Genomic DNA, 26,594 nt, shown 5'->3' with positions numbered 1-26,594 from the left:
GTTACCAGGGGACGAGGTCGACGCACTGCGCCAGCGGGAGGCCCATCATCGACCCGGCAACCGTATAGAGCGGGCCGAGCACGACGAGGACGACCGCGGACTTCATCGCCGAGCGCTTGTGACGCTTGAGGCCCTTCTTCTGCTCGGGATTGAGGGTGAACATCTCGATGAGGGAGTCAGCCTGCCAGACGATGGCGAGGCCGACGATCCCCAGCGCCGTTGTCAGCTGGAAGAACCCCTCAATCATACTCGGGAGGTTGTCTGCGCTACAGACCGCGTTACTCTGGGCGGCGACCGGCTGGACAGCGAACAGGCTCAGGAGGACGACGGTGAGCGCTGCCTGTCGAGGGATCTTCCCGGTCAGCGGTGACTGGTTTTCGACGCTACGCTCAGGGTCGGAGGGAGTCTGATCCTGTGACATAGCGGGCTAATCATCGGTGGCGTCTCCAGCCGTGGGCTGGTTCTGCTGCTCTTCGACGAGCGACTGGAGGTCGTCGAAGCGGTTGGTGTCCTCTGCGATCTCTTCGAGCGTGTAGCCCTGCTCGCGGGCCCGTTCGAGGAGGTCGCGGAGTTCATCGGGGTCAACACCGCGGACTTCCATTTCCTCGCGGAGGGCGCGGCGATAGAGGGCGGAGGCGTTGATGTGGTCGTTCCACATCAGGTACAGGTCATCGATGTCCTCGATGGTGACTGACCTCGTAATCATACATGCGGGTGTGGGTATGCACCGGCTGAGTCCCGGTACATATTGGCGCGGTAGCTGGATGATACCTAAATGCTTTCTGGCCAGCAATAACTGCAAATTTGTTGAGTAAATTATAACCAAATTACTTGTTGGCCTCGTAGAAAAAGACTTAACCAACACATGCCGAGTGCGGTGGGGAGTCTGTTGGTTAAAGCTGAGAATCAGCTCGCTTACTCGAGCTCCACAACTTCGCCGCTCCCCTCGTCGAGGATCTCTCGCACTTCGGCCAAGAGTTCCTGTCCTTCCTCGTGGAGTGCAGTACCTTCATCGAGATCGCATTCGTCCGCGTCGAGCTGTTCAATGATCTCCTCGACGCGACTCAGTCGATCGTGGATTTCGGCGTCTTTTGCCACGGTTAGATCACCCCCAGCCAAAGTCCGGTGATGACCAACAACAGCAACAGCAGCACTACGATGGCGACCTTGTAGTAAATCGGTGGGAGGCCCTCGGGTGCGGTCGCTTCATCGACTGCTTCGGCGAGCTCCTGTTCGTGTTCGTGCTCCTGCTGGAAGGTCTCGTACGCAGTGTTGAGCTGTTGCTCCAGGGGCTCGATCTCACTCGCAAGGAACTCTTGGCGGGAGTTCACGATGTACTCGCCGGCGGCGGTCGGCGTGATCGTCGCGACGTCCGCCACCTGATCCGCGATGAGCCGGTCATCGGTGTGTCCAATTGCGGTGACCACTGGGGTATTCGCGGTGAAGATTGCCTCCGCGACTCGTTCGGTGTTGAAGGCTTGGAGGTTCGAATCGCTCCCACCGCCTCGTCCGACGATGATGGCGTCGACGTCCTCCGAGCGGTCGAGATGGTGGATGCCGTTCGCGATGGACGTCGGCGCGTTCGACCCCTGGACGGTTGCGTCTTTCACCAGGATGTCAACGGTGGGGTCCTGTCCGTGAATCGCGTTCTGGATGTCGTACCGGGCGTCTCCTCGAAGGGACGTGACGACGCCGACCCGCTCCGGGAACGCCGGCGGTTGCTGTTTCTGCTCGTCGTCGAACCAGCCACGCTCTTCGAGTTCGCTTCGCAGTCGCTCGACGGCAGCCGCTTGGTCGCCGTCGCCGACGACGATCACCTCCCACGGTTTGAGGTCGATTTTCCCACCTTCGACCCAGTAGTCGATATCGCCCTCGAGGATGACTTCGGTCCCGTCCTCGAGGTCGGCGTCCATCTCCCGGTAACGGTTCGCCCAAATCATACAGGGGAGCTCGGCGTCGCCGTCGGTGAGCGTAAAGTAGAGTGCCGTACTGTTCTTGTGGAGGTCAGTGACTTCGCCAATACAGCGGACGCCATTGAGGGCAGGCGTGTCCTGGACGACCGACGCGATCCGGTCGTTCAGCTGGGACACGCTAAGGACCTCTCTCGCATCGGGTTCGACCGCCTGCCGTTCGGTATCCGGTGCGTCCGCCATCTCCGTTTCCTAACTTCTGAACAGGAACCTCAAAAAGCTACGTTCGAGGGGCGGGGTTAGCTGCGTTACGCAGGCCTACAGGTCGCGGGGCTGGACCGTCTTCCGGTCGTTGGCCTCAGCACGCTCTGCGGCGTCGTCGAGCAGTTCGGCGACCTCTTTGTTGAGGGCGTCGTAGAAATCTGCCGAGACGTTGTGGTCCGAGAGTGCATCCTTCACGGCTGCTTTGACGATTAGGTCAGACATTCCATCGCCGACTTCTTCTGTCCACTATATAAATGTTCGAAGTTCGAACCCGAAATTTCGGCAATTGTACTGCCATACCCTTCGGTAAATCGATAGAATGGATCTGTTGAAATCCTCAAGGAGCGACAGACGGGGATACCCATCGGTAGTGGGTTTTATGTGTCATCTGGTCATCGCCGAGAGCATGGTTGAGGGCGGCAGGAATCTGGAAAATGAGATTTTAGAATCATTCTTCGAGAAGGTGTCTAACGACGATTCCATCCCGGAAGAACTCGTTGAAGAGCTGAAGCGACTGGAACGGAGAGAAGAACTGAGCGAGGCTACCGAAGTTATTGAAAGCGCAAAGGAGGTGATGAATAGTGCACATACGGAAGATTGAGATAGAAAATATTCGAGGGATAACCCACTGGGAAGAAGAATTTGGGGATGAGAACGTTCGTATCTTGGGCCCGAACGGCTCTGGAAAAAGCTCAGTGATACAATCTGTCGAGTTCGTTCTTACTGGAGATATCTCAAGACTTCGTGGGAGCGGAACACAGGATATCCCATTCCCTGAGTACGCCTCACATATGGAAGCAGAACCCGATGAGGCCTGGGTTGAGGCGACGTTCGCTCACGAAGGGGAACAGGACGTGGCAGTAAAGCGGTTGGTGTCCGAGCCCAACGATCCTGAGGTGATCGAACCAACCAGCCTGAACGAAATCCCAGACTGGTTGGATGATCAAATGGCCGCTGCAGAACTTGGGCATTCTATTCTCGACCGTGATCGGTTGTTACGTTTTGTGACTGCCCCGGAGGGGAAGCGAGGTGACCGAATTGACGAACTGTTCGGGCTTGAGGATGTCGACGAGAAGCGAAAATCGGTGAAGCACGCTGAGCGGAAGCATCGAAACGAGGAAATTGAGACCCTAAAAAAGGAGAAGAGCCAAGCAGATCAGCGGTTCTTCGATTTATTTGAGCAAGGTGTTTCTACTCGTTCGGGAGCGCTGGAGCGAGTGAACGAGTTGAGGGAAGAACACGGTGCCAAGAAGCTCGAATCCCTCGATGAAGACTTCACCGAGGGAATTGATTTAGACGTGGAAATCTCCGTCGATCCACTTCAGAGTGAGGCTACTGTATCACTTCTCGGACAGGTATCAGACCAGTTCGAGGGGCGTCAAAACCAACTTCAAGGCAGATACGACCAGTTGCAGGAGTTGACCTCGGAGTTACAAGCAGCAGAGCATCTCGAACGAGAGTTAGAAACGCTAGAATTAGTAGATAACGGCCTTTCAGTGTTCGACCATTATAACGACCAGTGCCCTCTCTGTTTGGCTGATTGGGAGGACGAGCGTTTACTTGAGCGTCTGGAAGAGCGGAGGGAACAGGCTACCGGCCTGAAAGATCGAAAAGAGAAGTTGGAGTCGCTCTACGATGAGGTAAACGAACTGGTCGTCGGATACACCGATAGCTTAGGGAGTCTCAAGGATGAACTGCAAGAGGAATATCCCGAAGCCGAAGTCAAAATATCTGAGGAAATTGAGAGAGCACAGTCATGGAAATCGCAGCTCAACAAAGGACCACTAACTAATCTGGCTGAGGGGATTGACATTCAGGATGCGATATTCACTGGTGCTCTCGAAAACGAGATCCAGCGGTTAAAGAATATAGCAGATGAGAAACCCGAATTGAAGTCGACAACCAAGAATGTTGACCTACTAGCGAGGGCCGACGACCGATATGACGATCTCGTGATTAGAGAGAGGGAACTGGAAGAAGCAGAAGAAATTCAGGAGGTTCTCGGGAGCATTAAACAGCATTTCCTGGATGCCCGTAGTCGGGTTCTAACGGACGCATTCGGTGATATTCGGGAGAAATTTGAACAGTACTACGAGGAGATGCACCAAGACGCTGAAGCGAAAGACTTCTCAGCAATTCTCGAACCAACAGACACCGGCGTCAAGTTCGAACCCGAATTCTACGACCAAGGTCATCACCATCCTAGTGCAGTCCATAGCGAAGGACATCGGGACAGTATGGGATTGGCCCTGTTCTTGGCAATGTCAGATGTTGGTGGCGAAGCGATCGACATTCTGTTACTCGATGACGTGATGATGTCGATTGACTCTGGTCATCGGTCGAACATTGCGAACCTTCTCGCTGGGGACATCTCCAACCGTTACCAGATCCTATTGACTACGCACGACAAGACGTGGGATCGTCACCTCCATCTCACGAGTGAGTTTGATAAACAGGTTCGCTTCTCTAAATGTTCGCTCGAAGGAGGACCTCTCCCTGTAGAGAGTATATCTGAGCCGTGGGAGCGGATCGAATATTTCATCGAGCGAGATGATGTCACGTCGGCAGCGGCGTGGATCCGGAAGACAGTGGAGTGGTACTCGCGACGGGCCTGTGCAGCTTTGAAAGCCGATGTTCCGTATCACGAATTGGAAGACGAATCCCTTCAGATTGGGAGGCTCTTCACAGCCGCGATCACTCAGTATCAGTCACTTCTGGAAAATGGTACTGTCGTCACCCAGACGGATTATCCGCAATCGTTGTACGACCAGGGACAGATTGACGATGATCTCGAGGAGCTCGAGGAGCTCAAACAGGACTTGGAGCGACACTTGAATTTGCTTCATCGCAACGTACACCACAACGACGCCGAGGCAGCGTTTTATACAGGAGAGGAGCTGAAGAGCGAGCGTGACGTATTCAGGCGTGCCTATGACTTGCTGTACTGTGACGACTGTGGATCGTGGGTGAAAAATCGGGATTACGTCTACTGTGACTGTACGATTCGAGTAGAGCCTTAGCTGGTGAAGTTCGTGATATCACAGTCGCCGAGTACTCGAAGAGATATCGTCACTCCACACGCGGTCTACTTCCGATGTGATCGATTTCTTCTAGAGCTTTCGTGGCGACATCGCCCAGTTCCCCGGCCTCAATATGCGAGTACCGTTCACGAACCATCTCTTCGGAGTTATCGAGATACCGCGCCGCTACAGTGTACCCAAACGCACGGACAAGTACCTCACCCATCCCTCGGCGACCACCGTGCGGAGCAAGATAATCGTGTTTCGGATGGGCGATGTCGATTTCGGCGGCCTCCGAGAGCCGTTGGAGAATCGACCGTGCGCCGTCCGTCGTGATTGACGGCGGCCGGATATCTTCATCAAGCGCCAGCAGGAGGTCGCGAGCGTACTCAGCACGCCGCTCAGCAATTGCCTCTGGGCGCTCTCCTCGGTCGGCGAACTCATCCTGGACGAGCCCTGCGAGCGTCCGTTGGTCGAACGTCGGAAACACCGGCCACCGCTCCGTTGGTGGGTCCATCAGCTGGCGATAGCTTCGCAGCGGGGAAATCACTGGATCGGGGAGACTCGCTGCGCCCCATTGCTGTTTCTTCTCGGTAGACGTCCATACTGCCGTCGTCGAGGGAGAGGTCCTCCCAGCGGACGCCGCGCCGGCGCGGGTCGTTCGGATCGCGGAGGAGTTCGCCGACGCGGACAGCTGTGTACGCCAAGACGAACACCAGCGCCCGGTCACGAGCCGCCTTCAGCGCCGCGTAGCGTCCTCGCTGGTTGTCGAGGGGGTCAGTATCCTCTGGGAGTGTCGTGTACGCCTCGACGGCGTCGCGGGCCCGTTCGTCGACGTGGCGGGTGAGGGGCGTGGCGCTGTTCGGACGTCCAGGCCTGCTGGTCGCCGGGCTTACGGCCGTCGTCCTCCGGCAGCGGCGCCATCGCACTTGCCCGCTGCGCGCAATGCGCCTCGAGATATCCCTCGTGACGCACCAGCCACACCACGCAGAGATATAGCGGTAATAGGTTTGGACTGTGTTCTGCTTGAGTCCCCGATTTCCACCAAGATGTCGGGCGTACTCCCGGAACACGCGTTCGTCGAGATCGTCAAAGGTCGGCTCGCGGTCGACGTCGTCGGGGACGATCCCGGTCCAGTCGTCGGCGCCGCGGTCGCCGGCGGCCCACTCGGCGAACCGTTCGAGCTCGCGTGCAGCGTTACGTCGATAGTTCCCACCGTCGCCGCCGCGGCCTTTCCCCTTGTCTTGGAGGTAGCGCTCGAAGCTGTCGTCGAGCGGCGTCGAAAGCGCTCGGTCAGGCATTCACCGGCCCTCCACCGTGCTGCGGGCCCGGTCTCGGGTCCTCTACCCTGGGGGAAGCGCCGTCGTGAGGCGGTTGCAGCATTCGTGCTTCACCGACAGCGTCGGGGTACTTCAATTTGGTCGTGATTATTCAGGTAATCATGACCACTGCTGTTTCATCATTATCGGCCGAATATCCGGGATAGAACCCTTACAGACCGACTTTCCCAGTCTATAAACTACATTCCGCTATACAGAATCAGAGCAGGGGAAGATGAGACTACACCGGCTATAGAGGGGCTGTAATGCAGATATTCAGACGGGTCAACGAGTCTGAACTGCTTCGAATAACCGCTCACGCACCACTTCTTGTTGGTCTCTATACTAGTTCTGCGAGTTTCTGTATCTGCTACCAAAGTTGTCACTCAGAACCGCGGCGTTCGGTCGGGTTACGAAGTCAGCTATCCGATTCCAGTTTCTTTCTTCAGCAGTGTCAGCGTGTTATCTGCCGTCACCATTGGCGACTTCTCATACCCACCAGTCAACTCGACCTGGACAAGCAGATCGACCGCTCGCCAGATCGAGTACAACAGACACGCGAACGCGAAGTAGAAGAACCGTAGCCCGAAATCCTTGGAGGTCGTGGCGGCCATGAAGCGCTTGATCGACTTGTAGCCACTCTCGATTTCCCAGCGAGCGTTGTACTGGGAGATCACCCCCGCAGGATAGCCGTTCGTCATGAATACGGCGTATTGCCGGTGATCAGTGTGGTCTGAGTCGTCTTTGCGCTGGTAGATCAGCGTGGTTTCGTGCCACTCGTTGCTCCCGAGGTGGAGTTTCCGATCAGTGACGTAGTGTTCCCTATCCCACCGACAGAGTCGCTTTGCCTGGGCTCTCTCGCTGGTCTGCATCCGCTTCGGGACGACATATGTCAACCCACGATTGTCGACAGCTTCGAGGACGTGCTGGCTGTCGAACTCACGGTCCATCAGCACTTCGTCGACGTGGACGAGATCCTCGGCTGACTCCAGCAGGTCCTCGACGATTTCTTTTCGCGTCTCGCCTTTCTGCACCGGTCGTGCATCGAGGACAATCGGGACAGCGTTACCAACGAACTGGATCGTCGCCCACTGGTAGGCGTACTCGTCAGAACTCTCTTTGGTCCCGATGATCTCGTCTTCGTGACCCGTTCGATCACCGGTGAACGGGTCGGCCTCTGTAATATCAATGGCAACGATACCTGCTCGGAAGAACTCCCCCGTCTCTGCGACCTCGTCCAACAGACGCCTCACTGCCTGCCGGTACATCTCTCGAACCTGTTTGACAGAGAGATTGCGAATATGGTCCCGATGGGCATGTCCTAGTGGTGTTCGGTCACGTGTTGATTCGTGAATAAAACTGCGAGCGCCCTCGTTCGCAGCGAGGTTCTCGCGTAAGCCGAGGTGTGTCTGGAGGTCCCAGTACGCATTTTCGTGAATCTCACACCCATCTCCACGATCCAGTGAGAACGCTGGGAAGACAACGCGGGTGACGTGATTAGTGATTCGCTCTGCGTGCTTTAGGATCGTTTTGTCATCAGGGGCGCTCTCGTTCTCAGACTCAGTAGTCTGATGTCGGAGCTTCCGTTCTGGGTCACGCGGAACCGCAACACCTGCGTTCTGTGCCTTGATCAGAATCGTCCGTGCAGCCGTCTCGACAGTCTCACGAAGATCCGCAGTGAAACGTTTGCGCCAACTGCGCCACAGTGTCGACTGATCTGGGACCGTCTCCATGCCCAACTGCTCGCAGAGATGAAGGTGCTGATCCAGGAACTCAACGAGCGCTGTTTCGTGATCCCACCCGTGGCATTCTCTCAGCACGAATAGCCGAAAGAGCACATCCATCTGATGGCTGGTCGAGTCTGCGTAGCGATCATGCGCATCGAATCTGACATAGGCTAGCGGGAGCGAACAGACGAACTGGGTCACCGAGTCGTGGGCATCGTGTGAGAACCACATTTCCGAGACAGTCCGGACATCTGATTCCAATCCGGCGAGTGAGCGACGGTCGTACACCGGTGTCGAATCGTACACTGGCCAGTCGATATGGGGGCGCTGTGCAACTCGTCGATAGACAGCGCGTCGAGAGTCACGAGTTGGTGGCACTACGAGACACTGGACTCACCACGCTCAAGAATCCGTTTCTGGTGATACAGACTGGAGATGTGACGTTATTGCTACACAATTGCCCCTCGGGGTCCAGTGACATTGACCGGACCGAAGACAGCCCACACCGCTCCAGATTAGTGACGATGTCGGCCTCCCCGTCTGTGCCCGTCGTGACTGTCACGGGTCGTCTGTGGCGAGCGTCCGGCGTGTCGCCGCGTCGATCCTACCTCCTCGGCCGGTCGCCAGAAGCCCTGGTCCGAGCAGGTCTTCCTGGGTAGGCCCGAGTTACGACCGCCGCCGACGCAAGACGACCATCATCAAGAACGCACCGAACGCCGCAGGGACGCCGAAGCCGGGGCCACTCGCGTCGGTCGTCTCCGTGGCTTCGGTGTCACCTGCTGTCTGGCTTGGTTTGTCTGTGGCCGCGGTGGTCTGTTGTGTGGTCTCCTGGTCTGCTGGTGTCGACTCAGTCAGCGTCTCGTCCGACTGGACCGAGACCGTCCCGGCAGACACAGTGCCGACTGTCAGCGTGTACTCCCTGGAGTCGGCTGGCGTGAACGAGAGTGACACGGTCCGCGTCGAGTTCGAGGCGAGGTCGACATCGCTGGTAGCGACGACTGTTCCGTTGGCTCGCAACTCGGCAGTGTAGGTCCCAGCCGCCCCGCCGAGATTGCGGACCGTCGCGTCGACAGTGACCGGCTCGGAAACGTCGCGGGTTTCCGACTGGCTGCTGGCACGCACGACCTCGAACGCTGGCTGCGTCGAGGCGATGGTGAACAGCGACAGCCCGGGCGATGTTCCCTCGAAGACGTAGTGGGTGGCGTTCGCACCGACTTCGTCGGTCGGGAGGCGAGTCCACCCGTCGGATTCGTCGCGATAGAGCGCCACACCACTCGGGTCGACACCAGTCTCGTTCAGCGCGGCTTTCCGGATTCGGAAGCGGAACGTGACGCTGTCGATGTCGGTGTCGGGGTTGGTGTGGGTCACTTCGACGTAGCCAATCGGCGACGAGCCGGTCTCGACCAGGAACGTCCGTGGGTCCGTGCGGTTACGGACGCTGTCGGTCGCTCCCTGATTGTCGGGAGCCGTCGTGTCGGTCCCTGTGTCGTCGGTCTCGCTCCCGCGCTCGCTGGTGTCGGTGTTGGCTTCCCACTCGCGCACCGAGATATCGAACTCCCGGGATCCGCTCTCGCTCGGGGTGATCGACAGGCTGTCGACGGAGACTGCGTTCTCACCCTCACCCTCGCCTTCACTGTCGTCGCTGCCGTCACTCTCGTCCTGGCCCTCGGCCCCGCTGGCGTCGGTCTCGGACTCGTTCGTCTGGTTTGGCTCGTCTGTCTCGTTGCCACTGGAATCGGCAGGTGTGTCGGAACTGTCGGCGTCAGTCCCGCTGAGGTCGAGCTTGATCGGACCGTCGTCGTCGGAAGCACTGACGGTGAAAGTGACGCTGCCATCCTCCGAGCGAGTGCCGCTGACGACGGTCCCAGTCCCGCCGCTGGAATCGTCGGCAGTGGGCTGGTCGCCACCAGTCTCGGTGGGGCCACTGCTCTCATTACCACTGCCACCGCTTCCGGAACTGCCACTGCTTCCGGCACTGCCACCGCCGTCACTTCCGCTACTTCCGCCGCTCTCGCTGCTGTCGTCACTCTGTTCGTCCTCACTCGCCCGCTCGACGGTTACACTGATGGTGTCGGTGTCAGTTGTCGACCCATCCGAGACAGTAAGTTCGACCAGTACTGTTGCCGCGTCCTCGAAGGTGTGCGTGACCGTCTCGCCGGTCGCGCTCTCGCCGTCACCGAAGTCCCACTCGTAGCTGGTGATTCCGCTGTCGCTCGTCGAGTCGCTGCCGTCGAAGGTAACTTTCTCACCGGCCGTGACGGTGCGGCTGCTGCCGGCGTCGGCGGTCAGTGAGGAGCTTCCGCCGCCAGTCGATTCGACGGTGACTTCGACAGTGGCCGTGTCGGTATTGCCTGCGGCGTCTGTGACGGTCAGTTCGACGGTGTAGGTACCTGGACTGTCGAAGGTGTGACTCGTCGTCGCACCGCTGGCCGTGTCACCGTCGTCGAAGTCCCAGTCGTAGCTGACGATGCCGACGTTGTCTGTCGACCCAGTCCCATCGAAACTCACTGACTGCCCTTCGTCGATGGTCCTGTCCGACCCGACGCTCGCGGTCGGCGCTGTCGAGTCGGTCGTCGTGAAACTCAGGGTGGTGTCGTCACCGATGCCGCCGAAGTCGTTTGTCGACGAGGCCGTGTCGGTGAGTGCCCCGGCGTCGATTTGGACGGCGTACGTGGTGGCTCCAGCCAGTGCAGTCGAGGGATCGATCCGGAGCGTCGACCCAGAGATGGAGACCGTCCCGTCGCCGCTGCCAGTGTCGCTGCTCACGTCGAAGGTCTCCCAGTCACTGAAGCCGCCGTCGTCCTCGTGAAGCGTGATGGTGCCCGACCCGAAGGCGATGTCCTCGCTGAACGTGATCGTGATATCGTCGCTCCTGGCGACCCCAGTGGCGTCGTCGGCCGGCGTACTCGACGCGATGGTGGGCGCGAGGTCGTCGGTCACACTGACAGTGACTGCCTTCTCGTATGTTCCCCCGTTGCCGTCGTTGGCTTCGAGGCGAACGTCGTAGTCCCCTTCGGCGAGCGCTGACGCGTCGTTCGCACGCAGGTCACCGCCGTCGATATTGAACTCGATGTTGTCACCGTCACCGCTCCCGCTGACCAGCGAGAACGTGTGACTGCTGTCGTCGACATCCGTGGCAGAGAGGCTCCCGACCACCGCGTCGGTGCCGCTGGACTGGGCGACGCTGGTGCTGGTGAGGCTGATGGCCGTCGGCGCGTCGTTGACTGGCGTGAGCGAGACGGTGCCAGACTTCGAGACACTCGCCGTGTCGCTGCCACCGTTAGATGTCCCACCGTCGTCAACGATCTCGGTGATCGTGATGGTCCGGTCGTTGCTGGTCGAGGGATCGTCCCCGGTGTGCCGGTAAGCGAGGGTGTCGAGGACCGTATTCGCCGTCGATTCGCTGAACCCACCACTGACGGTGACGGTCGCCGTCCCACTGGAGGCGCTGACCGACGCCGAAAGTCCGTTATTCGCGGTGTTGACACTGTTCCCGTCGGTGAGAGCGACGGAACTCCCATCGAGGGTTAGCGTCTCCGCCGAGCCGTCGGCCACGTTGTTGACGGTGAGTGTGAGGCGCTCGACCTGCTGGCCGCTCTCGACGACATCCGTACTGGCCGAGGAGAACGGTTCGGCTGCACTCCCGCCCTCAGTGAACGTCGGGTTGCTGGTCGAGACCGACAGCGTCGGCGCGTCGTTGACAGCCGAGAGCGAGACAGTACTGGTGATATCGAGGTTCGTGGTATCTTCACCGCCGTTTGCCGTGCCGCCGCTGTCGGTGACCTGCGTGAGTTTGACCACGCGGTCGGACCCCGTACTTGGGTCGTCGCCCGTATGCTCGTACTGGAGACCATTGATCAGGGTCTCGTACTCCCCGGGCGTCGCCGACTTCGAGACGGTGACCGTCGCGGTTCCACCGCTGAGTGTGACACTGTACCCGAAGCTATTTGCCGCCGTCGTCCCGCTGTTTCCGTCGGTCAGCGTCACCGCTTCGCCGTCGATGGTGAGTGTCTCTTGGGCTGGTTCTGCCACGTTGCTCACGGTCATCTCGACGTCAGTGAGTTGCTGCCCGCTCTCGACGGTGGACGCCGACGCCGACATGTAGAGGGTGACCGCACTCCCGTCTTCGGTGTAGGACGGGTTCGTCCCAGTCGCCGCCAGCGTCGGTGCGTCGTTGACGGGGTCGACGGTGATCGAGAACGTCTTTCCGGTCACGGAGCCACCGTTGCCGTCCGACAGGTCGAAGTCGAAATCGTCACTCGTGGTCTCGGAACCGTCGTGGTTGTAGAGCAGGTTTCCGTTGTCGATGTTGGCCTGGGTGAACGAGTCAGAAGCGGCGATGGGAGACTCGCCGTCCAGCGTTCCGTCGTCAGTCCCGCCGCCACTCCCGTCAATGAACAGATCACCCGCCGAGAGAGAAGCGGTCACCGTGTAGGTGATCGAGTCCCCATCTTGGTCGCTGGCGTCTAACTCCGAGTTCGGAATCTGGTTCGCGTTGGACCCTTCGTCGACGGTCACACCGCTGTTGGTATCCAGTGTCGGTGGGTCGTTCACGTCGGTGATACTAACGGTAACGGACTGGATGGCGGTGTTGCCCGCGTCGTCGGTGGCCGTCACGTCCAGTTCGTAGTCGCCGTCGCCGTTGTCGTCGGCCGGGTTCTCGAAGTCCTGTGCGCTGTCGAGCGAAAGCTGACCCGAACTGCTGTCGATGCTGAACGGTCCGGCGTCGCTGCCGGCGGCGCTGGACAGGGCGTACGTCGAAACTTCCGAGCCCGGTGGGCCGTCGTCACCGGCATCCACGTCGAGGAAATCGCTCGCTGTGCTTTCCTCGTCGACCGACGCGCTGTTGCTGGAGCCAGCACTGAACCCCGGATTGGTGTTGTCGACGGTGAACGATTCGCCGCTGGTGAAGGAGCCGTCACCACTCCCGCCACTGGTTCCCTCACCGCTCAGCGGGACACTGTTGCCGTTGGTGATGCCGTCGTCGTCGTCCAGATCGAGCCGGATGTCACCGTCGCCCGAAATCGAATCGACCGTGACAGTGATCGAGTTACCGGCCGTGGTCGGTCCGAAGCTCTGGACGGTGCCACTCGCGCTGTCCGTGGTGTGAAGCGTGAAATCACCGTCATCGACACCGCTGACGCTCTCCGAGAACGTCACGTCGAAGTCGACGCTGTCGGCGTTGGTGGGGTTCGATTCGCCGCTCGCCCGCTCGATAGACGTGACCTCGGGCGCGTCCTGAACGGTGACGGTCGGCGTGACAGAGACGCTCGTGTCGTCGGCCCACGCGAACTCGGGGCTGTAACTCCCATGGTCCGGTTCGTCGAAGGTGAACTCGACCTCGCCGTTGGTGTCGGTGACTTTCGTATCGCTCGCGGCGAAGCCAGCGAGGCCATCGTCGTCGAGGACTTCGACGGTGACGCCTTCGCCGGCGTCGGTGCCGCTCTCCTTTGCGGTCACGGTGATGGTGCCCGATTCGTCCTCGCCGACGGTCGGGCTGGTGGCCTCAATGCTGTCGACGGTGAGCGCCGTCGCCCCTTCCCAGGCGAGTCGCGGATAGCCACTGGTGACGATCCAGACCGTCTCGAAGTCAAGGTCCCCCATGTTCGACTGCGGTGCGAACCGTTGCATCTGCGTGGTGGTGAGTCCAGTGGCGTCGAACGATCCAGTGCTGGCACCATCCTGACCGTTGCTGTTCACGTCCGCGTCCCAGTATGAGTTGGAGACGGACCCAGCGTTGTTCCCGACGAGTCCACCGAGGGTGCTGGACCCCGAGACGCTGCCGGTCGCAAAGGACGACTTCACGTTGTCGCCGTTGTCGTTCTTGCCGACGAGTCCACCGACGTCGAACGATCCACTGACGCTGCCTGTCGCGTAGGACTGTTCGATCAGATTTCTGTTCTCGCCGACGAGTCCGCCAGCCTGATTTCCCGAGCCGGAGACGCTCGCCGTCGACCCGGACCGTCTGACGACGCCGCCGGAGAGGCCGACGACGCCGCCGGTGTACCTGTCGCCGCTGACCGACCCAGTCACCCGTGTCTCGATGATGTCCCCGCCTGCGTTCCTGCCGGCGACGCCACCGGTCTGGTCGCCCCCCGTGATGTCGGCACTCGCAAAGGTAACGTCAGTGACCAGGGCACCGGATTCTATGTACCCGAACGCGCCGACGTAGTTCGTCCCACTACGCGAGATAGTGAGCCCGGACACCTCGTAGCCTGCTCCGTCGAAGGTCCCCGTGAACTTCGTCCCAGAGTCACCGATGGGGTCGAAGCCCTCCGTCGTCGAGTCGTCGTCGGGGTCCCAGTTGCTCGTCCCGCTAGCATCGATGTCGGCGACGAGTTTGTAGTCCTTGCTCAGCGCGTCCGAGCGACTAGTCGCGTCGTCGTGGTTTTCGTTGATACACTGGAGTTCGTCGATGGTGCTGACCTCCAAGTTTCCTGAGCCGTCGGTGCTGTAGCTCACCGTGGAACAGTCCGGGGCGGTGTTGCCCGCCGCCGCGGTCCCGACGAACCCGGTACTTGTCGCCAGCAGCGCCAGTCCGACCAGCCCGACGAGATACACCGCCAGCAGTCTGCCCGCCCTATGGGTCACGCCGACCACCGCCAGAACCACGGCCGCCTCGCTCCCCGACGCTGACGTGCCCGACCGCTCACGCGACTCGCTGCTGCGGTTGCGGAACCAACGATTCGATGTTTGTGCCTGTCACCGCTGTCCGTCGTCTGTCGATGCTGGCCGCCGGTAGAGTAGACCGCGCTCGTGCCCAGCGACCGACTCTCACAGAGACACGTTAGCAAATACACGTTGCTGTCCGCTACGCATCATGTCGGTGTAAAGATGGCTTGCAAATATACGCAACAGTGACAACGAAACAACCAGTATGTGCGGACAGCCACGCGCCGTCGGCTCAGTCGAGTCGCCCGTCGTGAGAGAAGACATCCTCGAAGACGGCCCGTTCGGCGTTGCGCAGGTGATGGAGGAACGTCGAGGCCGAGGAGCCGAGCGTCGCGGCCACGTCCTCGGCGCTGGCCTCCTGTGGCCGCTCGAAAAAGCCCGCCAGCGAGGCCGCCCGGAGGGCGTCTTCCTGTTTTATCGTCAGCCCGCTGAACGCGCTCGGGTGGTCGTCGTCGACGGTCCGCTCGGTGCAGGCGTGCATGGTCGCCTCCGGCCAGTGGTCCTGCACGGCGTCGACGATTGCACCGAGGTCGGTCCGGCGTGGGAACTCGACGATTAGTTCCAGGCGACCGTCACGGGCGGTAATCGAGCGCAGGACCTCGCCGTGTCCACCGACGAGTTCCCTGATCGACCCGGCGTCGGTGCGAATCGACACGACCGTCCTCGTCTCCGACTCCGTGACGACGGTCGCCGTCCGGACCGACGGGAGCCCTGTTGCAGTCGCCCGGAGTGTTTCGGCGTCCACGTCCGCTGTTTTGAGCAGGAACGTGACACCGTCACTGCCCTGCAGTTCCTCGACGACAACTTCCGGGCTGTCGTCCTCGGCGTCAATCTCGTCGCCGTTATTCTCGCCGGCGGAGTCGCCGTCGGTGTCGTCGTATTCCTGGGCAGCCAGCGCTCTCGATAGGGCCGTCAGGACGTGCTCACCCGAGTATCGAAGCGTGAGTTCGGTCACGGTTTCGCTGGCAAGTGCTTCCTGTTGGCGATGGATCCGCTGTTTGAACGCGAGCGCTGCTGCCACCTCGTCGACCAGCTGTCCTGCCACGGGGCTGCCAGCGTCCGTCCGGACCACAGTGAGCGCGCCATAGGACAGCCCCTCGTGATCCAGCGGCACCGACCGGACCGAGGTCAGCCCACACTGCTCCAGTTGGGCGCCAATCTCTGGCTCCTCGTCGGCGTCCATCGTGACCGTCACGGGGTCGTCAGTGGTGAGTGTCCGTCGTGTCGCCGCGTCGATGCTGCCGTCCTCGTCCGGTCGCCGGAAACCCCAGTCCGATCCGTGATCGGCGATCACCACCGGATGCGGATCGTCTCCCTGTGTCCCCTGCTTCCGGACGACCCAGGCCGCCTCGTAGCCGTAGTCGTCGACGAGCAAGCGACAGACACTCGCGGCGATTTCGGTGTCGGTCGAGGTCTGCAGGAGGAGCTGGCGGATGGCTTCTTTCCCGTCCCGTTCGGACTGGACCTGTTCGCGGGTCTGCTGGAGGGCACGCTCGCGCTGTTTCCGCTCGGAGATATCCCGGGAATTGATGACGTAATTCCCGTCAGGCGTCGGATCCGAGGAGCCGACGGATTCGATCCACCTGTAGGAGCCGTCTGCCATCAGGTGGCGGTATTCGACCGTCTCGACGTGTTGGCCGTCCTCGGAGACGATTGCAGCGAATGCTTCGACGACGCGGTCCCGGTCCTCGGGGTGGAAGTACTCGGCGACCTGCTCGCCCACCAGTTCCTCTTGATCGTACCCGTAGAGGCGCTCGATGGACGGACTCTCGTACAGCACCACACCCGACGGGTCAAGCAACGTCAGCAGATCAGTCGAGTGCAATGGCAGCCGGTCGAGTGATGAGACATCCTCCAGTTCGGGAGTTGTCTGTGAGCTCGACCCCTCGTCGCTATCCATAGGCTCTCGTGTGTTCGATTCCCGATGAGTCCTTCGGTCACGTCACTGGAAGACACACGACTCTGTGATTCTGGAACCACTGGGAAACAGCAGTCTCAACTACTGCGCAAATATCCAGACCTTAGAGAACAACAGCATATGATACAATGTCGAGACTGCTTGCTCGTGCTCCAGTCCCTGACACACCACTGCTTCCGCTGAAAAACCAGTAGATAGCGGCCGGCTTTTCACTCGAAACCTGGTGTGTGAAACCTCGGATCTGAAGATCAAGCGTAATGGTTATTGCTACACAGATTCAACACGAAGACATGGCAGAAGCCGAATCCCCTGAGAAAACGACGGTCAATATCCGGATGACAGAGACGTTCCTCGCCGATGTCGACGGCACCTGGCAGGAGGAAGGATACAACAGTCGGAGCGAGTTCATCCGTGATGTGCTCAGAGATGCAATCAAGCATCCCGATTTCAACCGGGCAGATCTGAAGGCAATGCTCGCAAGTGAAGTCGACATTCAGGAAGGGAGAACACAGACGAGCGACGAAGTGAAGGCAGATCACGGGCTGGCCGGGAACAGCGACGATGAGTGAGGCGTGGGACTGGGAACTCACCGACACCGCAAACCGGCAGTTCGACGGCCTTGACGAGTACGCGCAAGAGCGAATTAGCTCGAAACTGGACGAGATCGTCACCGACCAGTGGCGCGATCCGACGGACTACCTGAAACCGCTTGAGGGCGCGCCCCATCAGAAACTTCGAATCGGTCCATTTCGTCTCGGCTGTCGTGCTGATCGTGGTGAGAAGGTTCTCTACGTACTCACAATCAAGAAGCGGGGTGGCGACGCCTATCGAGGAGACGACGACTAACAACTCGAATAGATTTCGGCTGCTTGATCTCTGATCCATATGCATTGAGAACGCTAGTCTCAACTACCAGGTGCTCGGGAAGTTGAGACTACAGCGGGTTTAGCAGGGCTCTGATGCGTGAATGTAACCGATTCGGTCAGCGGGTACTGCCCCAGATGGCCCTCCAAGCGGCTATTCTTGTAATACACCCAACTATATGGACAAGTTTTCGAGATTTCCAGCAGCGTAGCCACTCAGACGGCACGCTAACCCGAACAGAGTTCCTAACTACCCGATTCCAGTTTCCTTCTTCAGCAGCGTCAGCGTGTTGTCCGCTGTAATCACCGGTGAGTGCTCATACTCGCCAGTCAACTCGGCTTGGACGAGTAGATCGACAGCCCGCCAGATTGAGTAGAGGAGACAAGCGAATGCGAAGTAAAAGAACCGGAGCCCGAAATCTTTCGAGGTCGTCGCAGCCATGAACCGCTTAATCGATTTGTACCCGCTCTCGATCTCCCAGCGGTGGCCGTACTCCGTAAGGTGTCCGCTCCCCCGATTCGTCATAAACACTGAGTACTGCCGGTGATCATCGTGCTCAGTGTTCTCTTTCCGGCGGTAGATCAGCGTCGTCTCGTGCCATTCGTTCTTGCCCAGATGGAGTTTACGGTCGGTCTCATATCGATCCCGGCCTCGTTGGAGCAACCGCTTGGCTTGGGCTTTCTCGCTGGTCTGCATCCGCTTCGGTACAACGTACGAGAGCCCGCGCTGGCTAATCATATCCAGGACGTGCTGGCTATCGAACTCCCGGTCCATGAGTACGTTATCGACGTGAACGAGGTCCTCGGCAGAGTCCAGCAAGTCCTCGACGATTTCAAGTCGGGTTTCCCCCTTTCGGACGGGGCGCGCGTCCAGCACGATTGGGACGGCGTTGCCGACCAACTGGACCGTCGCCCACTGGTAGGCGTATTCGTCGGTCTTCTCCTTCGTCCCGATGATCTCGTCCTCGTAGCCGGTGCGGTCGCCCGTGAAGGGATCAGCTTCAGTAATGTCGATTGCAACAATCCCAGCTCGGAAGAACTGCTCTGTCTCCGAAACTTCGTTCAGAAGCCTTCCGATGGCCTGTCGGTACATCTCTCGGGTCTCCGCAATTGAGAGGTCACGAACTTGCTCGCGATGGGCGTGCCCTAACGGTGTCCGCTCACGAGGCGATTCGTAGGTGAAGCTACGAGCACCCTCATTGGCCGCGAGGCGCTCGCGAAGTCCGAGATACGTCTGTAAGTCCCAGTAGGCGTTCTCGTGAATCTCACAGCCCTCGCCACGGCTCAGCGAGAATGCCGGGAAGACAACGCGGCTGATGTGGTCGCTGATCTTCGCTGCCTGTTCCAAAATAGTCTGATCGTCCGGATTGGTCTCTCCGGACTCGTCGTCGTAATACTGGAGCTCCCGTTCCGGGTCACGGGGAACTGTAACTCCTGCCTTCTGTGCGTTGATGAGAACCGTCCGCGCCGTTCTCTCGACTGTCTCACGTAGGTCGGCATTGAAGCGGCTGTTCCAACTGCGCCAGAGCGTCGACTGATCGGGAACGGATTCGAACCCGAGCGAGCCACGGGTTTCTGAGTGTTGCCGGAGATAGTCGACAAGCGCTGTTTCGTGGTTCCAACCGTACACTTCTTTCAGCAAGAAAACCCTGAAGAGTTGTGGCATCTCGTACCGAGTTGGACCGGAGTACTGGTCGTGTGGGTCGAAAACCACGTAGGAAAGGGGATACTGACAGACGAACGCCTCAACAGAGTCGTGGGAGTGGTGGTTGAACCAAGCTCCAGAGACGGTGCGAATATCTTCGGAGAGTGCTGTCAGGGAACTCCGATCGTACAGTGAGGTTGAGTCGTATGCTGGCCAATCAACGTGTGGACGCTGAGCTATTTGTCGAAAAACATCACGGCGGGAGGTGTTACTTGAGATCACTGGAACACCCTAAATCTGACTCGTGTACGGATTCATCTCCATTGGAAGGTGTTCGGTACTGTCCGAAACGGACCAATCCAAACCTGGCCTTCATGCTCTGCTTTTAGGCTGAATCGACACCACAGAGAGTCAGTCACCGATTGCCGTGATGATGTGGAGAACGAGGACGATTGCAGTGACGACAGTCAGCAAGACGTGCACTCGTCGCCATCGTGAAAAGAGGGTCTCTTTGGTGACGGTCAGCAGACGACCGACGACTGATGGCGTCTCATCTCCTCGTCCAAGGCGAACGACGTGTCGATGCAGATATCGACCGTACAGGCCACTCATCACCTCTACACCAAGTAATACAGCAACCGCGAGACCGAGACCTTCCCACTCTTCGACAGCAATGAAGTGCGGCAGCGTTAGTCCCGTCCCGAGGAGAACGATCCACTGGTGTGTTTGTAACTGATATCGACGGAAGCGAACCGGCAGTAATCGCTTTCGCTTTGCCAGACTGTACCCAAGGACACCGACGACAAGAAAGACAACACCGGCTTCGACCACACCGATGTACGGGGCTTCACTCACTTCACCACCAAGGCCCCACCAGTCTCCGATCAGACTAGCGCCTGTCTCGTCTTCTCCCGAATCTTCTGCATCTTCACCCTCCTCTTCGTCACCGTTCAACCCATTCACGTCCGCATCGGGAGATAGCGATTGTTCTGTTGAGTCGAGACTTTTTACGACTTTATTTTCACCATTTGCTGGCGATGCTCCCACTTGAACAGTGATGATTCCACTAACGACCAGAAGTAGTACAACGACCAGACATGCTCGCCGCAAGTGATGCTGCATAGAAACACGTAGATACGTCTCGGAAAAGTTCGTTCGCGTCCAATCATCGAATTGGATTGCAATCTCTGATCTGTGAGTCTAAACTGAGATCGCTCCATCTCGAATGGATTCGATAGCTGTACGAAGATTCGATAGTTGGACGCGAACGGCTTACTAAGCCTGTCTCCACCGTCTGTTTGCAATGGCAGAACGCAACGACCGATACGTCGAGGGTAGCGATTCCACAATGGGGTGTAGCTAATTATGCGCATCCCAGTCCCCAATAACAAACTCGTCGCTTTCACGCTGGCAGGTGCCCTTCTCACCGCAGTCGTGGCCGGTGGCCTTGCGTTGCCCGGCATTGGTCTCGGGCAGGTTGGCGAGCAATCTGACTCGCCTGGACCGTCTGCGTCGGACGCGTCACAGCAGGCTGCTTCCGATGCCCCGACACCCAACCAAGATTTCACGCCAGCAGTCCAAACGCAATCCGGCTACGAAGACGAGGAACACGAGGAGTATGAAGAACATGAGGACGAGGAAGAGCACGAGGAAGAATACGACGATGAAGGCGGGGACGAAGAACACGAAGAGGACGAGTGACCGAAATGATGGGATCGCTCGCATCGATCACCGAACGGCTCGGCGGCACTCGCCGCGAGTTCGACTGTTGTGATACCGTGTTTCGGGTTCACGCGACGGGCTTCCGGGCCGACACCGCGGTGACTGCAGCACGAAACACGGCCGAGTCACTCGAAGCTCAGCTGAACGCCTTCGACGAGGCGAGTGCCGTCAGCCAGCTCAACCGCGACGGGGAGGTCACGAATGAACACGTCGCCCGTATCGTCCGACGTGGACTCGAATATAACGATCGAACTGAGGGAGTGTTTAATGTCAATCAGGGTCGCGTTGAACAAGAACTCAAGACGTTCCTGCGTGGTGACAGTAACACGCTACCCACAGACTTCGATACTGGGACTGTCCGTGTCAGCGGATCTCAGGTCAGTACCGATGTCGAACTCGACCTCAATGGTCTCGCAAAAGGGTACATCGTCGACCGGGCTAGCGAGGCACTCGCAGGTCTCGGTAGACGGGGGTTTGTCAGCGGTGGGGGAGACATGTCCCCGCCGACCGGCCCGGTGGCCATCGAAAGCCCGTACGGCGACGACACAGCGCTGAAGATTCTGGACACGGATTGGTCCGTCGCAACGTCTGGGGGATACCGACGCTCGCGAAACGGCACGGATCACATCTACGACGCAACCACCGAGTCGCTCGGCTCGCGTCACGAGTCCGTTACCATCGTCGCGCGTCGCGACTGTATGGAGGCCGATGCCCTGGCGACGACGCTCGCCGCACTTCCCCTCGACGAAGCACGTGAAGTAGCCGCCGAGTGGGACGGACTGGAGGCGCTGATCATTCACGACGGTGTCTTTCACACGACAGAGAGGTTCGATACACATGTCATGGACGCATAAGCAGCGAATTACCGTCGTCGCCATCGTCGTGCTGGTCGTGGCCGTTCCGGCCCTCTGGCAAATCGGCGACGTGCGTGCCGCCCAGGCGACTGAAAAAGCACAGAGCGACCTCGTCGAACAGACCGTTTCGGAGAGACAGGCACCGGCAGATTACGACGGGGATGGCATCAACGACTCCGCCGACAAGTGTCCGACCCGCTCGGAATCAGTGAACGGGTTTCAAGACTCGGACGGCTGCCCCGATGTCGTCGAGACGACGGGGGCATCGTAATGTCACAACTCGTCTGGCTTCTCGACCGCGGTGCCGCACTCGTCACGTATCCGCTGCTGTACTTGGCCGTCCTAACGGGCGTTCTCTACAACACGGAGTCGTTCGGCGTACTCCACGAGGCCGCCCAACGCATACACATCGAACTATCCGTGTTCGCGATGATCGTCACGTTGCTCCACGCGGGGCTCGGCGTCCTCGACGCGTGGTTCGTCATAACCGGACAGGTTCCGGCACCAGCATACTCGATGCCGTACTTCCTCGGCGGGGTCGCCGTCGGTGCTGGTGCGCTGCTCATGCTCATCGTCGCGGTGCTGGGCTTTACCGACGCGAAACGCTTCGAGCGGCCGTGGGGCCCACGCGTCGTCCACTCGTTCGCGTACACCGGATTCGCCTTCGGGACGATTCACGCGGCAGCGATCGGGACTGATCTGGCGGGACTCGTCCGTCCCCTGCTGGGCCCCTCGGTGGCGTTTCTCGTGTACGTGCTCCTGTTACGCCTGCTGGTGCTTCGAGGGATACCCTCGAACACGACCCCGAGCTAATAGGTGTCCCAGAGGCCCAGAATCCGGTCGACAACTTTGTCGGTGAACGAGCGCCGGTGAACCGTGTAGAGGTATTTGACCCGGTCAGGATCGCTGACCTCGTAAACAACGCTCCGGCCGTCGCGGTCTTTCGTGACGAGGTCGGCCTCGGCGAGCTTCGACAGATGCCACGAGACGGTCGATTGCGCCTTGTCCACGCGGTCGCTGAGCTCGGTTGTCGAGAGCGGGCCGTCTGTGAGGAGGTGTGCGAGGATGCGGCGACTGTACTCCCTCCGCAGCGCGTTCATCACTTCCCGATCGGCTTCGTCGAACTCGGCGGCGGGGTAGTACCGCGTGTACTTGCCGTCGTCCGAGACGTCGATCAGGCCCTCGTCACCGAGCCAGCGGAGGTGATACTGGAGCGTTCCCTGCGCGTACTCGAGGTCGCCGAGGAGCGCGCGAAAGTGAACGCCCGGCGTGTCGGCTATCCGCTGGTAGATCGCCCGCCGAGAGTCCAGTTCGAGGTCCGGTTCCGACATTGCTCAGTCCCGCGTGAGAGCGACGAAGAACGCCAGGAGGCCCCCGAGAATCAGGATTGCACTCGCGTGTTCGAGCAATTCGAGCGTCGCGTACGGGATATACGGGAGCAGCGGGTACTCGAGAAACACGATGAGCCCGTAGACGGCGAACATCGCGTACCCGAGTGTGACAATTCGCATCCGACTATCACGTTCCCGTCGCCACGCCAGAAAACTGAGTACACTCAGACCTGTAGCGAGGACGAAGATGCCGAGACTGACGTACTGTTCGAGGAGTTGAGCGAGGGTCATAACTTCAGGCGATGAATGCGTCCGATGTGAACTACTCGGCGGTCGATACAACCAAACCGAGGGCAGTGGTTGTCAAAACGATTGGCGTTCAACCGTCGAATCCGGACGAGTGATGTTCCCCAACCCGACGCTTCTGAAGATTCTCCCCTCACGAATCTTTGTCGCACTATCCACGGAGCAGTACGTTCATTTCAATTCGTAACAAATCCCCACTCCATGCCTGTCAACGTTCTCGTCGCCGTCGACGGCTCCCCGCTTTCAGAGCGTGCGCTCACATACGCTATCGAGACGTTTCCGGACGCGTCCATCTCCTCGATTTACGTTATCAACCCTATCGACTCAGTTATCGACGTGGAGGCTGGCGGCCTACCAGTCGCGGAAGGCTGGTATGAGAATGCGAAAGAAAAAGCAACCAGAATCCACACGATGGCCACTGACCTGGCGGCAGAATGGGATACCGAACTCGTTACCGTCACGGAAGTCGGCAACGGCGCGAGAAATCCTGGAATACGCTGAAGATCACGATATTGACCAAATCGTCATGGGCAGCCACGGGCGGGCAGGAATCGACCGTGCGCTCCTCGGGAGCGTTGCCGAGACAGTCGCCCGCCGAGCACGGATTCCGGTGACGATCATCAGCTGAATCATTCGAGCAAGACGGACGGGAGCCACCGTGTGGCCGCCCCGCGTCGTATCCAGTCAGACCGAGACACAATGACAGACCCACAATGCAAAATCAATACACAGTGTATGGAGAGATGGCGTGACCGTTGCTGAATCACCCCCGCTATCGACGTGTACCGTCCAGATCGAACGGCGGGGTGGTCGTGGCGAAGCGGGGGCGCGAGCACTCGAACGACACCTTCGAGATGCACCCGGCGTTCACGACGTTGAGGTCTCGTTTCGAACGGGGAGCGTTCGGATCACCTACGACGAGAGCGTCACCTCCGAGGAGACGCTCAGACAGGCAGTCCGTGAGCGTGACGTCTCGATCCAGAACGAGCCCGACATGACACCTGACGAAATGACCTCTCGCTCGGAACTCAGACGGGAGGAAATATTCGTCGGTCTGACACTGATCGGAATGGTGACCGGCCTCCTGACGGGATGGCTCGACGGTCCGCCACTCCTGATGTGGGCGGGGTACGGCGTTGCGTACGCCTTCGGCGGCTGGTACGGGCTCAAGGGGGCCATCGAGACGCTTCGCCACCACGCGGTCGATATCGACCTGTTGATGATCGTCGCCGCGCTCGGCGCACTCTCGATCGGGGCCCCGTTCGAAGGAGCGATGCTCCTCTTCCTGTTCTCGCTATCGAACACGCTCCAACACTACGCGATTGGCCGCTCGCGTCGGGCGATCAAGTCGCTCGTCGAGATGCGGCCGGACGAAGCGCAGGTCCTGCGCGACGGCAAGGAGGTCACGGTTCCCATCGACGAGGTCGCCGTCGGTGACGTGTTCGTCGTCCGTCCGGGGGACAAAATTCCACTCGACGGCGTGGTCACGTCCGGCGAGGGCACGGTCGATCAGGCCTCGCTCACCGGCGAGTCCGTTCCCGTCCCGAAGGAACCCGGTGACGACGTGTTCGGCGGGACGATCAACGAGAGCGGGAGCCTCGAAATCGAGGTCACTCGGCAGGCCCACGAATCAGCGATCAGCCGCCTCATCACCATGGTCGAAGACGCCCAGAGCGAGAAGGCCCCGACACAGCGGCTCATCGACCGCCTCGAACAGCCATACGTCCTCGGTGTGTTCGCGCTCACAATCGCGGCTATCGGGATTCCGCTCGCGCTCGGAAGTGAGTTCACCAGCACGTTCTACCGCGCAATGACCCTGATGGTCGCCGCTTCGCCGTGTGCAGTCATCATCTCGACACCAGCGGCAGTCCTCTCAGCAATCGCCTCCGGCGGCAGGCAGGGCGTCCTGTTCAAGGGCGGCGAACACGTCGAGACGGCGGCGAATATCGACGCGGTCGCGTTCGACAAGACGGGAACGCTCACGCGAGGCGATACGCAGCTGACCGACGTATTCGTCCGCGACGGGACGGCGGAGCAGACACTGACCGAGGACGCGCTCCTCTCGCTCGCGGCCGCAGTGCAGGCCCGCTCGGAGCACCACCTCGCTCGTGCGACCGTGGCGGCAGCAGACGAACCGTCTTCGCCCAGACCGACTCGAGTTCGCTCGGCACGTTCACGGCGCTGTTCTCCCCGCTAGGGAGCGGCTACTTCGTCTCCGTGATGGGCGTCTACGCCCTCGCTGTCGCCGGCCTCTCGCTCGGCCTCTATCGCGCCGGGATGGCCCACCGCATCGCGGCTGGTCTCGGGACGCTCGTCGGCGTCGTCACCGCCGTCTGGATGCTCGCCACGCTCGTCGCGATCTTCCCCGAACCGATTACGGGAGTTACCATCGCCCTCACCGTCCTCGAGTGGGCAGTCGTCATCCCGCTCGGCGTCTCGCTGTACCGCCGCAGCGGGCAGACGATGGGCGCGACGGACGCGTCGTCCGAGACGCCCCACAGCGCGGATGACTGACGGGCACGAACTATCCCGACGTGGGTTCCTCGCGAGTGCTGTCACCGTCGGCGTGACGGTGCTCGCCGGCTGTGCCGGGACGCACGCCGGGGCGAACGCGAACGGCGGTGAGCCGTTCGACCGCTGGCTGTCGAACACAGAGAGCTACGACCGCATCTACGACCGGACCGGCCAGTCGAGCGTGACTGTCGCCGTCGGCGGTTCGGACGGGATGTCCTTCGAACCCGCGGCCGTCCGTGTAGATGCCGGGACGACCATCGGCTGGGAATGGACGGGCGGCGGCGCGGCGCACAACGTCAAAGCCAAAGACGGCTCCTTCGAGAGCGATTATCACACCGAGGCGGGCGCAACGTTCAGACAGGTCTTCGACGCACCGGGGACGACGAAGTACTTCTGCGTCCCCCACGAGTACGCGGGGATGAAAGGCGTCGTGGTCGTCGAATGAATGGTTCGTCTACCGTGAAACTGTGGGCTCATACAACGCAAACTCATCTGTTTTGTATTCTGTTTTGTATTGGAGAGACCTCGT

At 59.8% G+C, this 26,594-nt stretch carries 22 protein-coding genes and 3 pseudogenes; 12 read left to right on the top strand and 13 right to left on the bottom strand.

Translation table 11 applies throughout. The annotated features are described in order from the left end of the window. Position 1: 1 nt before the first annotated feature. From MUG96_RS23040 to MUG96_RS23020, 5 genes are all read right to left on the bottom strand, one after another. Positions 2-421 carry a DUF7985 family protein gene (locus MUG96_RS23040; RefSeq protein WP_008364408.1) on the bottom strand — a complete coding sequence of 140 codons (420 nt, stop codon included), beginning with the start codon at positions 419-421 and terminating at the stop codon, positions 2-4. Positions 422-427: 6 nt separating this feature from the next. Then, positions 428-706 (bottom strand): hypothetical protein, encoded by a 279-nt coding sequence (locus MUG96_RS23035; RefSeq protein WP_008364407.1) that lies wholly within the window; start codon positions 704-706, stop codon positions 428-430. Positions 707-915: 209 nt separating this feature from the next. Continuing rightward, positions 916-1,098: an exodeoxyribonuclease VII small subunit gene (xseB, locus tag MUG96_RS23030; protein WP_246989547.1), complete on the bottom strand. Its 183-nt coding sequence runs from the start codon at positions 1,096-1,098 to the stop codon at positions 916-918. 2 nt (positions 1,099-1,100) lie between these two features. After that, positions 1,101-2,153 (bottom strand): exodeoxyribonuclease VII large subunit, encoded by a 1,053-nt coding sequence (xseA, locus tag MUG96_RS23025; RefSeq protein ID WP_246989546.1) that lies wholly within the window; start codon positions 2,151-2,153, stop codon positions 1,101-1,103. A 75-nt stretch (positions 2,154-2,228) separates the two neighbouring features. Further along, complete coding sequence (locus MUG96_RS23020) at positions 2,229-2,396, bottom strand: DUF1931 domain-containing protein (RefSeq protein WP_246989545.1); 168 nt, start codon at positions 2,394-2,396, stop codon at positions 2,229-2,231. 184 nt (positions 2,397-2,580) lie between these two features. On the opposite strand from MUG96_RS23020, the gene MUG96_RS23015 reads away from it, so the two are divergent. Both MUG96_RS23015 and MUG96_RS23010 read left to right on the top strand, forming a co-directional pair. Beyond that, complete coding sequence (locus tag MUG96_RS23015) at positions 2,581-2,775, top strand: hypothetical protein (RefSeq protein WP_246989544.1); 195 nt, start codon at positions 2,581-2,583, stop codon at positions 2,773-2,775. Continuing rightward, complete coding sequence (locus MUG96_RS23010; RefSeq protein ID WP_246989543.1) at positions 2,756-5,194, top strand: AAA family ATPase; 2,439 nt, start codon at positions 2,756-2,758, stop codon at positions 5,192-5,194. Before MUG96_RS23015 ends, MUG96_RS23010 begins: the two co-directional genes overlap by 20 nt. Before the next feature lie 49 nt (positions 5,195-5,243). Here MUG96_RS23010 and MUG96_RS23005 read toward each other — a convergent pair. The 4 genes and pseudogenes from MUG96_RS23005 to MUG96_RS22990 all read right to left on the bottom strand — a co-directional run bounded on the left by MUG96_RS23005 (position 5,244) and on the right by MUG96_RS22990 (position 16,812). Next, a pseudogene (locus MUG96_RS23005) lies at positions 5,244-6,495 on the bottom strand (phage integrase SAM-like domain-containing protein). A 440-nt stretch (positions 6,496-6,935) separates the two neighbouring features. Then, positions 6,936-8,618, bottom strand: a complete 1,683-nt coding sequence (locus MUG96_RS23000) for a transposase (protein WP_246989542.1) — start codon at positions 8,616-8,618, stop codon at positions 6,936-6,938. 288 nt (positions 8,619-8,906) lie between these two features. Continuing rightward, positions 8,907-14,852, bottom strand: a complete 5,946-nt coding sequence (locus MUG96_RS22995) for a PKD domain-containing protein (RefSeq protein WP_246989541.1) — start codon at positions 14,850-14,852, stop codon at positions 8,907-8,909. A 292-nt stretch (positions 14,853-15,144) separates the two neighbouring features. Beyond that, a complete protein-coding gene (locus tag MUG96_RS22990; RefSeq protein ID WP_246989540.1) occupies positions 15,145-16,812 on the bottom strand; it encodes a bacterio-opsin activator domain-containing protein in 1,668 nt (555 codons plus the stop codon). Positions 16,813-17,120: 308 nt separating this feature from the next. Between MUG96_RS22990 and MUG96_RS22985 the strand changes: the two genes are divergently transcribed. Both MUG96_RS22985 and MUG96_RS22980 read left to right on the top strand, forming a co-directional pair. Continuing rightward, positions 17,121-17,399 carry a ribbon-helix-helix domain-containing protein gene (locus MUG96_RS22985; RefSeq protein WP_246989539.1) on the top strand — a complete coding sequence of 93 codons (279 nt, stop codon included), beginning with the start codon at positions 17,121-17,123 and terminating at the stop codon, positions 17,397-17,399. After that, positions 17,392-17,676: a type II toxin-antitoxin system RelE family toxin gene (locus tag MUG96_RS22980; protein WP_246989538.1), complete on the top strand. Its 285-nt coding sequence runs from the start codon at positions 17,392-17,394 to the stop codon at positions 17,674-17,676. The genes MUG96_RS22985 and MUG96_RS22980 overlap by 8 nt, the downstream gene beginning before the upstream one ends. A 267-nt stretch (positions 17,677-17,943) precedes the next feature. On the opposite strand, the gene MUG96_RS22975 is transcribed toward MUG96_RS22980, so the two are convergent. Both MUG96_RS22975 and MUG96_RS22970 read right to left on the bottom strand, forming a co-directional pair. Further along, positions 17,944-19,620 (bottom strand): transposase, encoded by a 1,677-nt coding sequence (locus MUG96_RS22975; RefSeq protein ID WP_246989537.1) that lies wholly within the window; start codon positions 19,618-19,620, stop codon positions 17,944-17,946. 129 nt (positions 19,621-19,749) lie between these two features. After that, positions 19,750-20,460 (bottom strand): hypothetical protein, encoded by a 711-nt coding sequence (locus MUG96_RS22970; RefSeq protein ID WP_246989536.1) that lies wholly within the window; start codon positions 20,458-20,460, stop codon positions 19,750-19,752. Between the two features lie 243 nt (positions 20,461-20,703). Here MUG96_RS22970 and MUG96_RS22965 point away from each other — a divergent pair, with 243 nt between their 5' ends. From MUG96_RS22965 to MUG96_RS22950, 4 genes are read left to right on the top strand one after another with little or no spacing between them, the layout of a single operon-like run. Continuing rightward, positions 20,704-21,039 (top strand): hypothetical protein, encoded by a 336-nt coding sequence (locus tag MUG96_RS22965; protein ID WP_246989535.1) that lies wholly within the window; start codon positions 20,704-20,706, stop codon positions 21,037-21,039. Positions 21,040-21,044: 5 nt separating this feature from the next. Then, a complete protein-coding gene (locus MUG96_RS22960; RefSeq protein WP_246989534.1) occupies positions 21,045-21,914 on the top strand; it encodes an FAD:protein FMN transferase in 870 nt (289 codons plus the stop codon). Beyond that, entirely contained in the window at positions 21,898-22,185 is a 288-nt protein-coding gene (locus MUG96_RS22955; RefSeq protein ID WP_246989533.1) for a thrombospondin type 3 repeat-containing protein, read from the top strand. Before MUG96_RS22960 ends, MUG96_RS22955 begins: the two co-directional genes overlap by 17 nt. Further along, positions 22,185-22,727 (top strand): DUF8596 domain-containing protein, encoded by a 543-nt coding sequence (locus tag MUG96_RS22950; RefSeq protein ID WP_246989532.1) that lies wholly within the window; start codon positions 22,185-22,187, stop codon positions 22,725-22,727. Before MUG96_RS22955 ends, MUG96_RS22950 begins: the two co-directional genes overlap by 1 nt. On the opposite strand, the gene MUG96_RS22945 is transcribed toward MUG96_RS22950, so the two are convergent. Both MUG96_RS22945 and MUG96_RS22940 read right to left on the bottom strand, forming a co-directional pair. Next, the gene (locus MUG96_RS22945; protein WP_246989531.1) at positions 22,724-23,245 is read right to left on the bottom strand and encodes a winged helix-turn-helix transcriptional regulator; all 522 of its coding nucleotides are present in this window, start codon (positions 23,243-23,245) and stop codon (positions 22,724-22,726) included. The genes MUG96_RS22950 and MUG96_RS22945 overlap by 4 nt on opposite strands. A gap of 3 nt (positions 23,246-23,248) precedes the next feature. Beyond that, positions 23,249-23,536: a hypothetical protein gene (locus MUG96_RS22940; protein ID WP_246989530.1), complete on the bottom strand. Its 288-nt coding sequence runs from the start codon at positions 23,534-23,536 to the stop codon at positions 23,249-23,251. 216 nt (positions 23,537-23,752) lie between these two features. Between MUG96_RS22940 and MUG96_RS22935 the strand changes: the two are divergent. From MUG96_RS22935 to MUG96_RS22920, 4 genes and pseudogenes are all read left to right on the top strand, one after another. Next, positions 23,753-24,179, top strand: a pseudogene (locus MUG96_RS22935) (universal stress protein). Between the two features lie 120 nt (positions 24,180-24,299). Further along, positions 24,300-25,703 (top strand): annotated as a pseudogene (locus MUG96_RS22930) (heavy metal translocating P-type ATPase); the annotation flags it as partial. Positions 25,704-25,771: 68 nt separating this feature from the next. Then, positions 25,772-26,065 (top strand): hypothetical protein, encoded by a 294-nt coding sequence (locus MUG96_RS22925; RefSeq protein WP_246989529.1) that lies wholly within the window; start codon positions 25,772-25,774, stop codon positions 26,063-26,065. Beyond that, positions 26,058-26,510: a halocyanin domain-containing protein gene (locus MUG96_RS22920; RefSeq protein WP_246989528.1), complete on the top strand. Its 453-nt coding sequence runs from the start codon at positions 26,058-26,060 to the stop codon at positions 26,508-26,510. Before MUG96_RS22925 ends, MUG96_RS22920 begins: the two co-directional genes overlap by 8 nt. Positions 26,511-26,594 lie beyond the last annotated feature (84 nt).

This window comes from Halorientalis marina (genome assembly GCF_023028345.1).
Taxonomy (GTDB): Archaea; Halobacteriota; Halobacteria; order Halobacteriales; family Haloarculaceae; genus Halorientalis; species Halorientalis marina.
The sequence above is the reverse complement of the archived record's forward strand: the minus strand, read 5'-3'. Positions and strand labels throughout refer to the sequence as shown.

What these genes read in the sequence shown, in the direction of transcription:
- MUG96_RS23040 (WP_008364408.1), bottom strand. Translation starts at nt 421, where the DNA reads ATGTCACAGGATCAGACTCCCTCCGACCCTGAGCGTAGCGTCGAAAAC.
- MUG96_RS23035 (WP_008364407.1), bottom strand. Translation starts at nt 706, where the DNA reads ATGATTACGAGGTCAGTCACCATCGAGGACATCGATGACCTGTACCTG.
- xseA (WP_246989546.1), bottom strand. Translation starts at nt 2,153, where the DNA reads ATGGCGGACGCACCGGATACCGAACGGCAGGCGGTCGAACCCGATGCG.
- MUG96_RS23020 (WP_246989545.1), bottom strand. Translation starts at nt 2,396, where the DNA reads ATGTCTGACCTAATCGTCAAAGCAGCCGTGAAGGATGCACTCTCGGAC.
- MUG96_RS23015 (WP_246989544.1), top strand. Translation starts at nt 2,581, where the DNA reads ATGGTTGAGGGCGGCAGGAATCTGGAAAATGAGATTTTAGAATCATTC.
- MUG96_RS22990 (WP_246989540.1), bottom strand. Translation starts at nt 16,812, where the DNA reads ATGGATAGCGACGAGGGGTCGAGCTCACAGACAACTCCCGAACTGGAG.
- MUG96_RS22985 (WP_246989539.1), top strand. Translation starts at nt 17,121, where the DNA reads ATGGCAGAAGCCGAATCCCCTGAGAAAACGACGGTCAATATCCGGATG.
- MUG96_RS22980 (WP_246989538.1), top strand. Translation starts at nt 17,392, where the DNA reads ATGAGTGAGGCGTGGGACTGGGAACTCACCGACACCGCAAACCGGCAG.
- MUG96_RS22970 (WP_246989536.1), bottom strand. Translation starts at nt 20,460, where the DNA reads ATGCAGCATCACTTGCGGCGAGCATGTCTGGTCGTTGTACTACTTCTG.
- MUG96_RS22965 (WP_246989535.1), top strand. Translation starts at nt 20,704, where the DNA reads ATGCGCATCCCAGTCCCCAATAACAAACTCGTCGCTTTCACGCTGGCA.
- MUG96_RS22960 (WP_246989534.1), top strand. Translation starts at nt 21,045, where the DNA reads ATGATGGGATCGCTCGCATCGATCACCGAACGGCTCGGCGGCACTCGC.
- MUG96_RS22955 (WP_246989533.1), top strand. Translation starts at nt 21,898, where the DNA reads ATGTCATGGACGCATAAGCAGCGAATTACCGTCGTCGCCATCGTCGTG.
- MUG96_RS22950 (WP_246989532.1), top strand. Translation starts at nt 22,185, where the DNA reads ATGTCACAACTCGTCTGGCTTCTCGACCGCGGTGCCGCACTCGTCACG.
- MUG96_RS22945 (WP_246989531.1), bottom strand. Translation starts at nt 23,245, where the DNA reads ATGTCGGAACCGGACCTCGAACTGGACTCTCGGCGGGCGATCTACCAG.
- MUG96_RS22940 (WP_246989530.1), bottom strand. Translation starts at nt 23,536, where the DNA reads ATGACCCTCGCTCAACTCCTCGAACAGTACGTCAGTCTCGGCATCTTC.
- MUG96_RS22925 (WP_246989529.1), top strand. Translation starts at nt 25,772, where the DNA reads ATGGGCGTCTACGCCCTCGCTGTCGCCGGCCTCTCGCTCGGCCTCTAT.
- MUG96_RS22920 (WP_246989528.1), top strand. Translation starts at nt 26,058, where the DNA reads ATGACTGACGGGCACGAACTATCCCGACGTGGGTTCCTCGCGAGTGCT.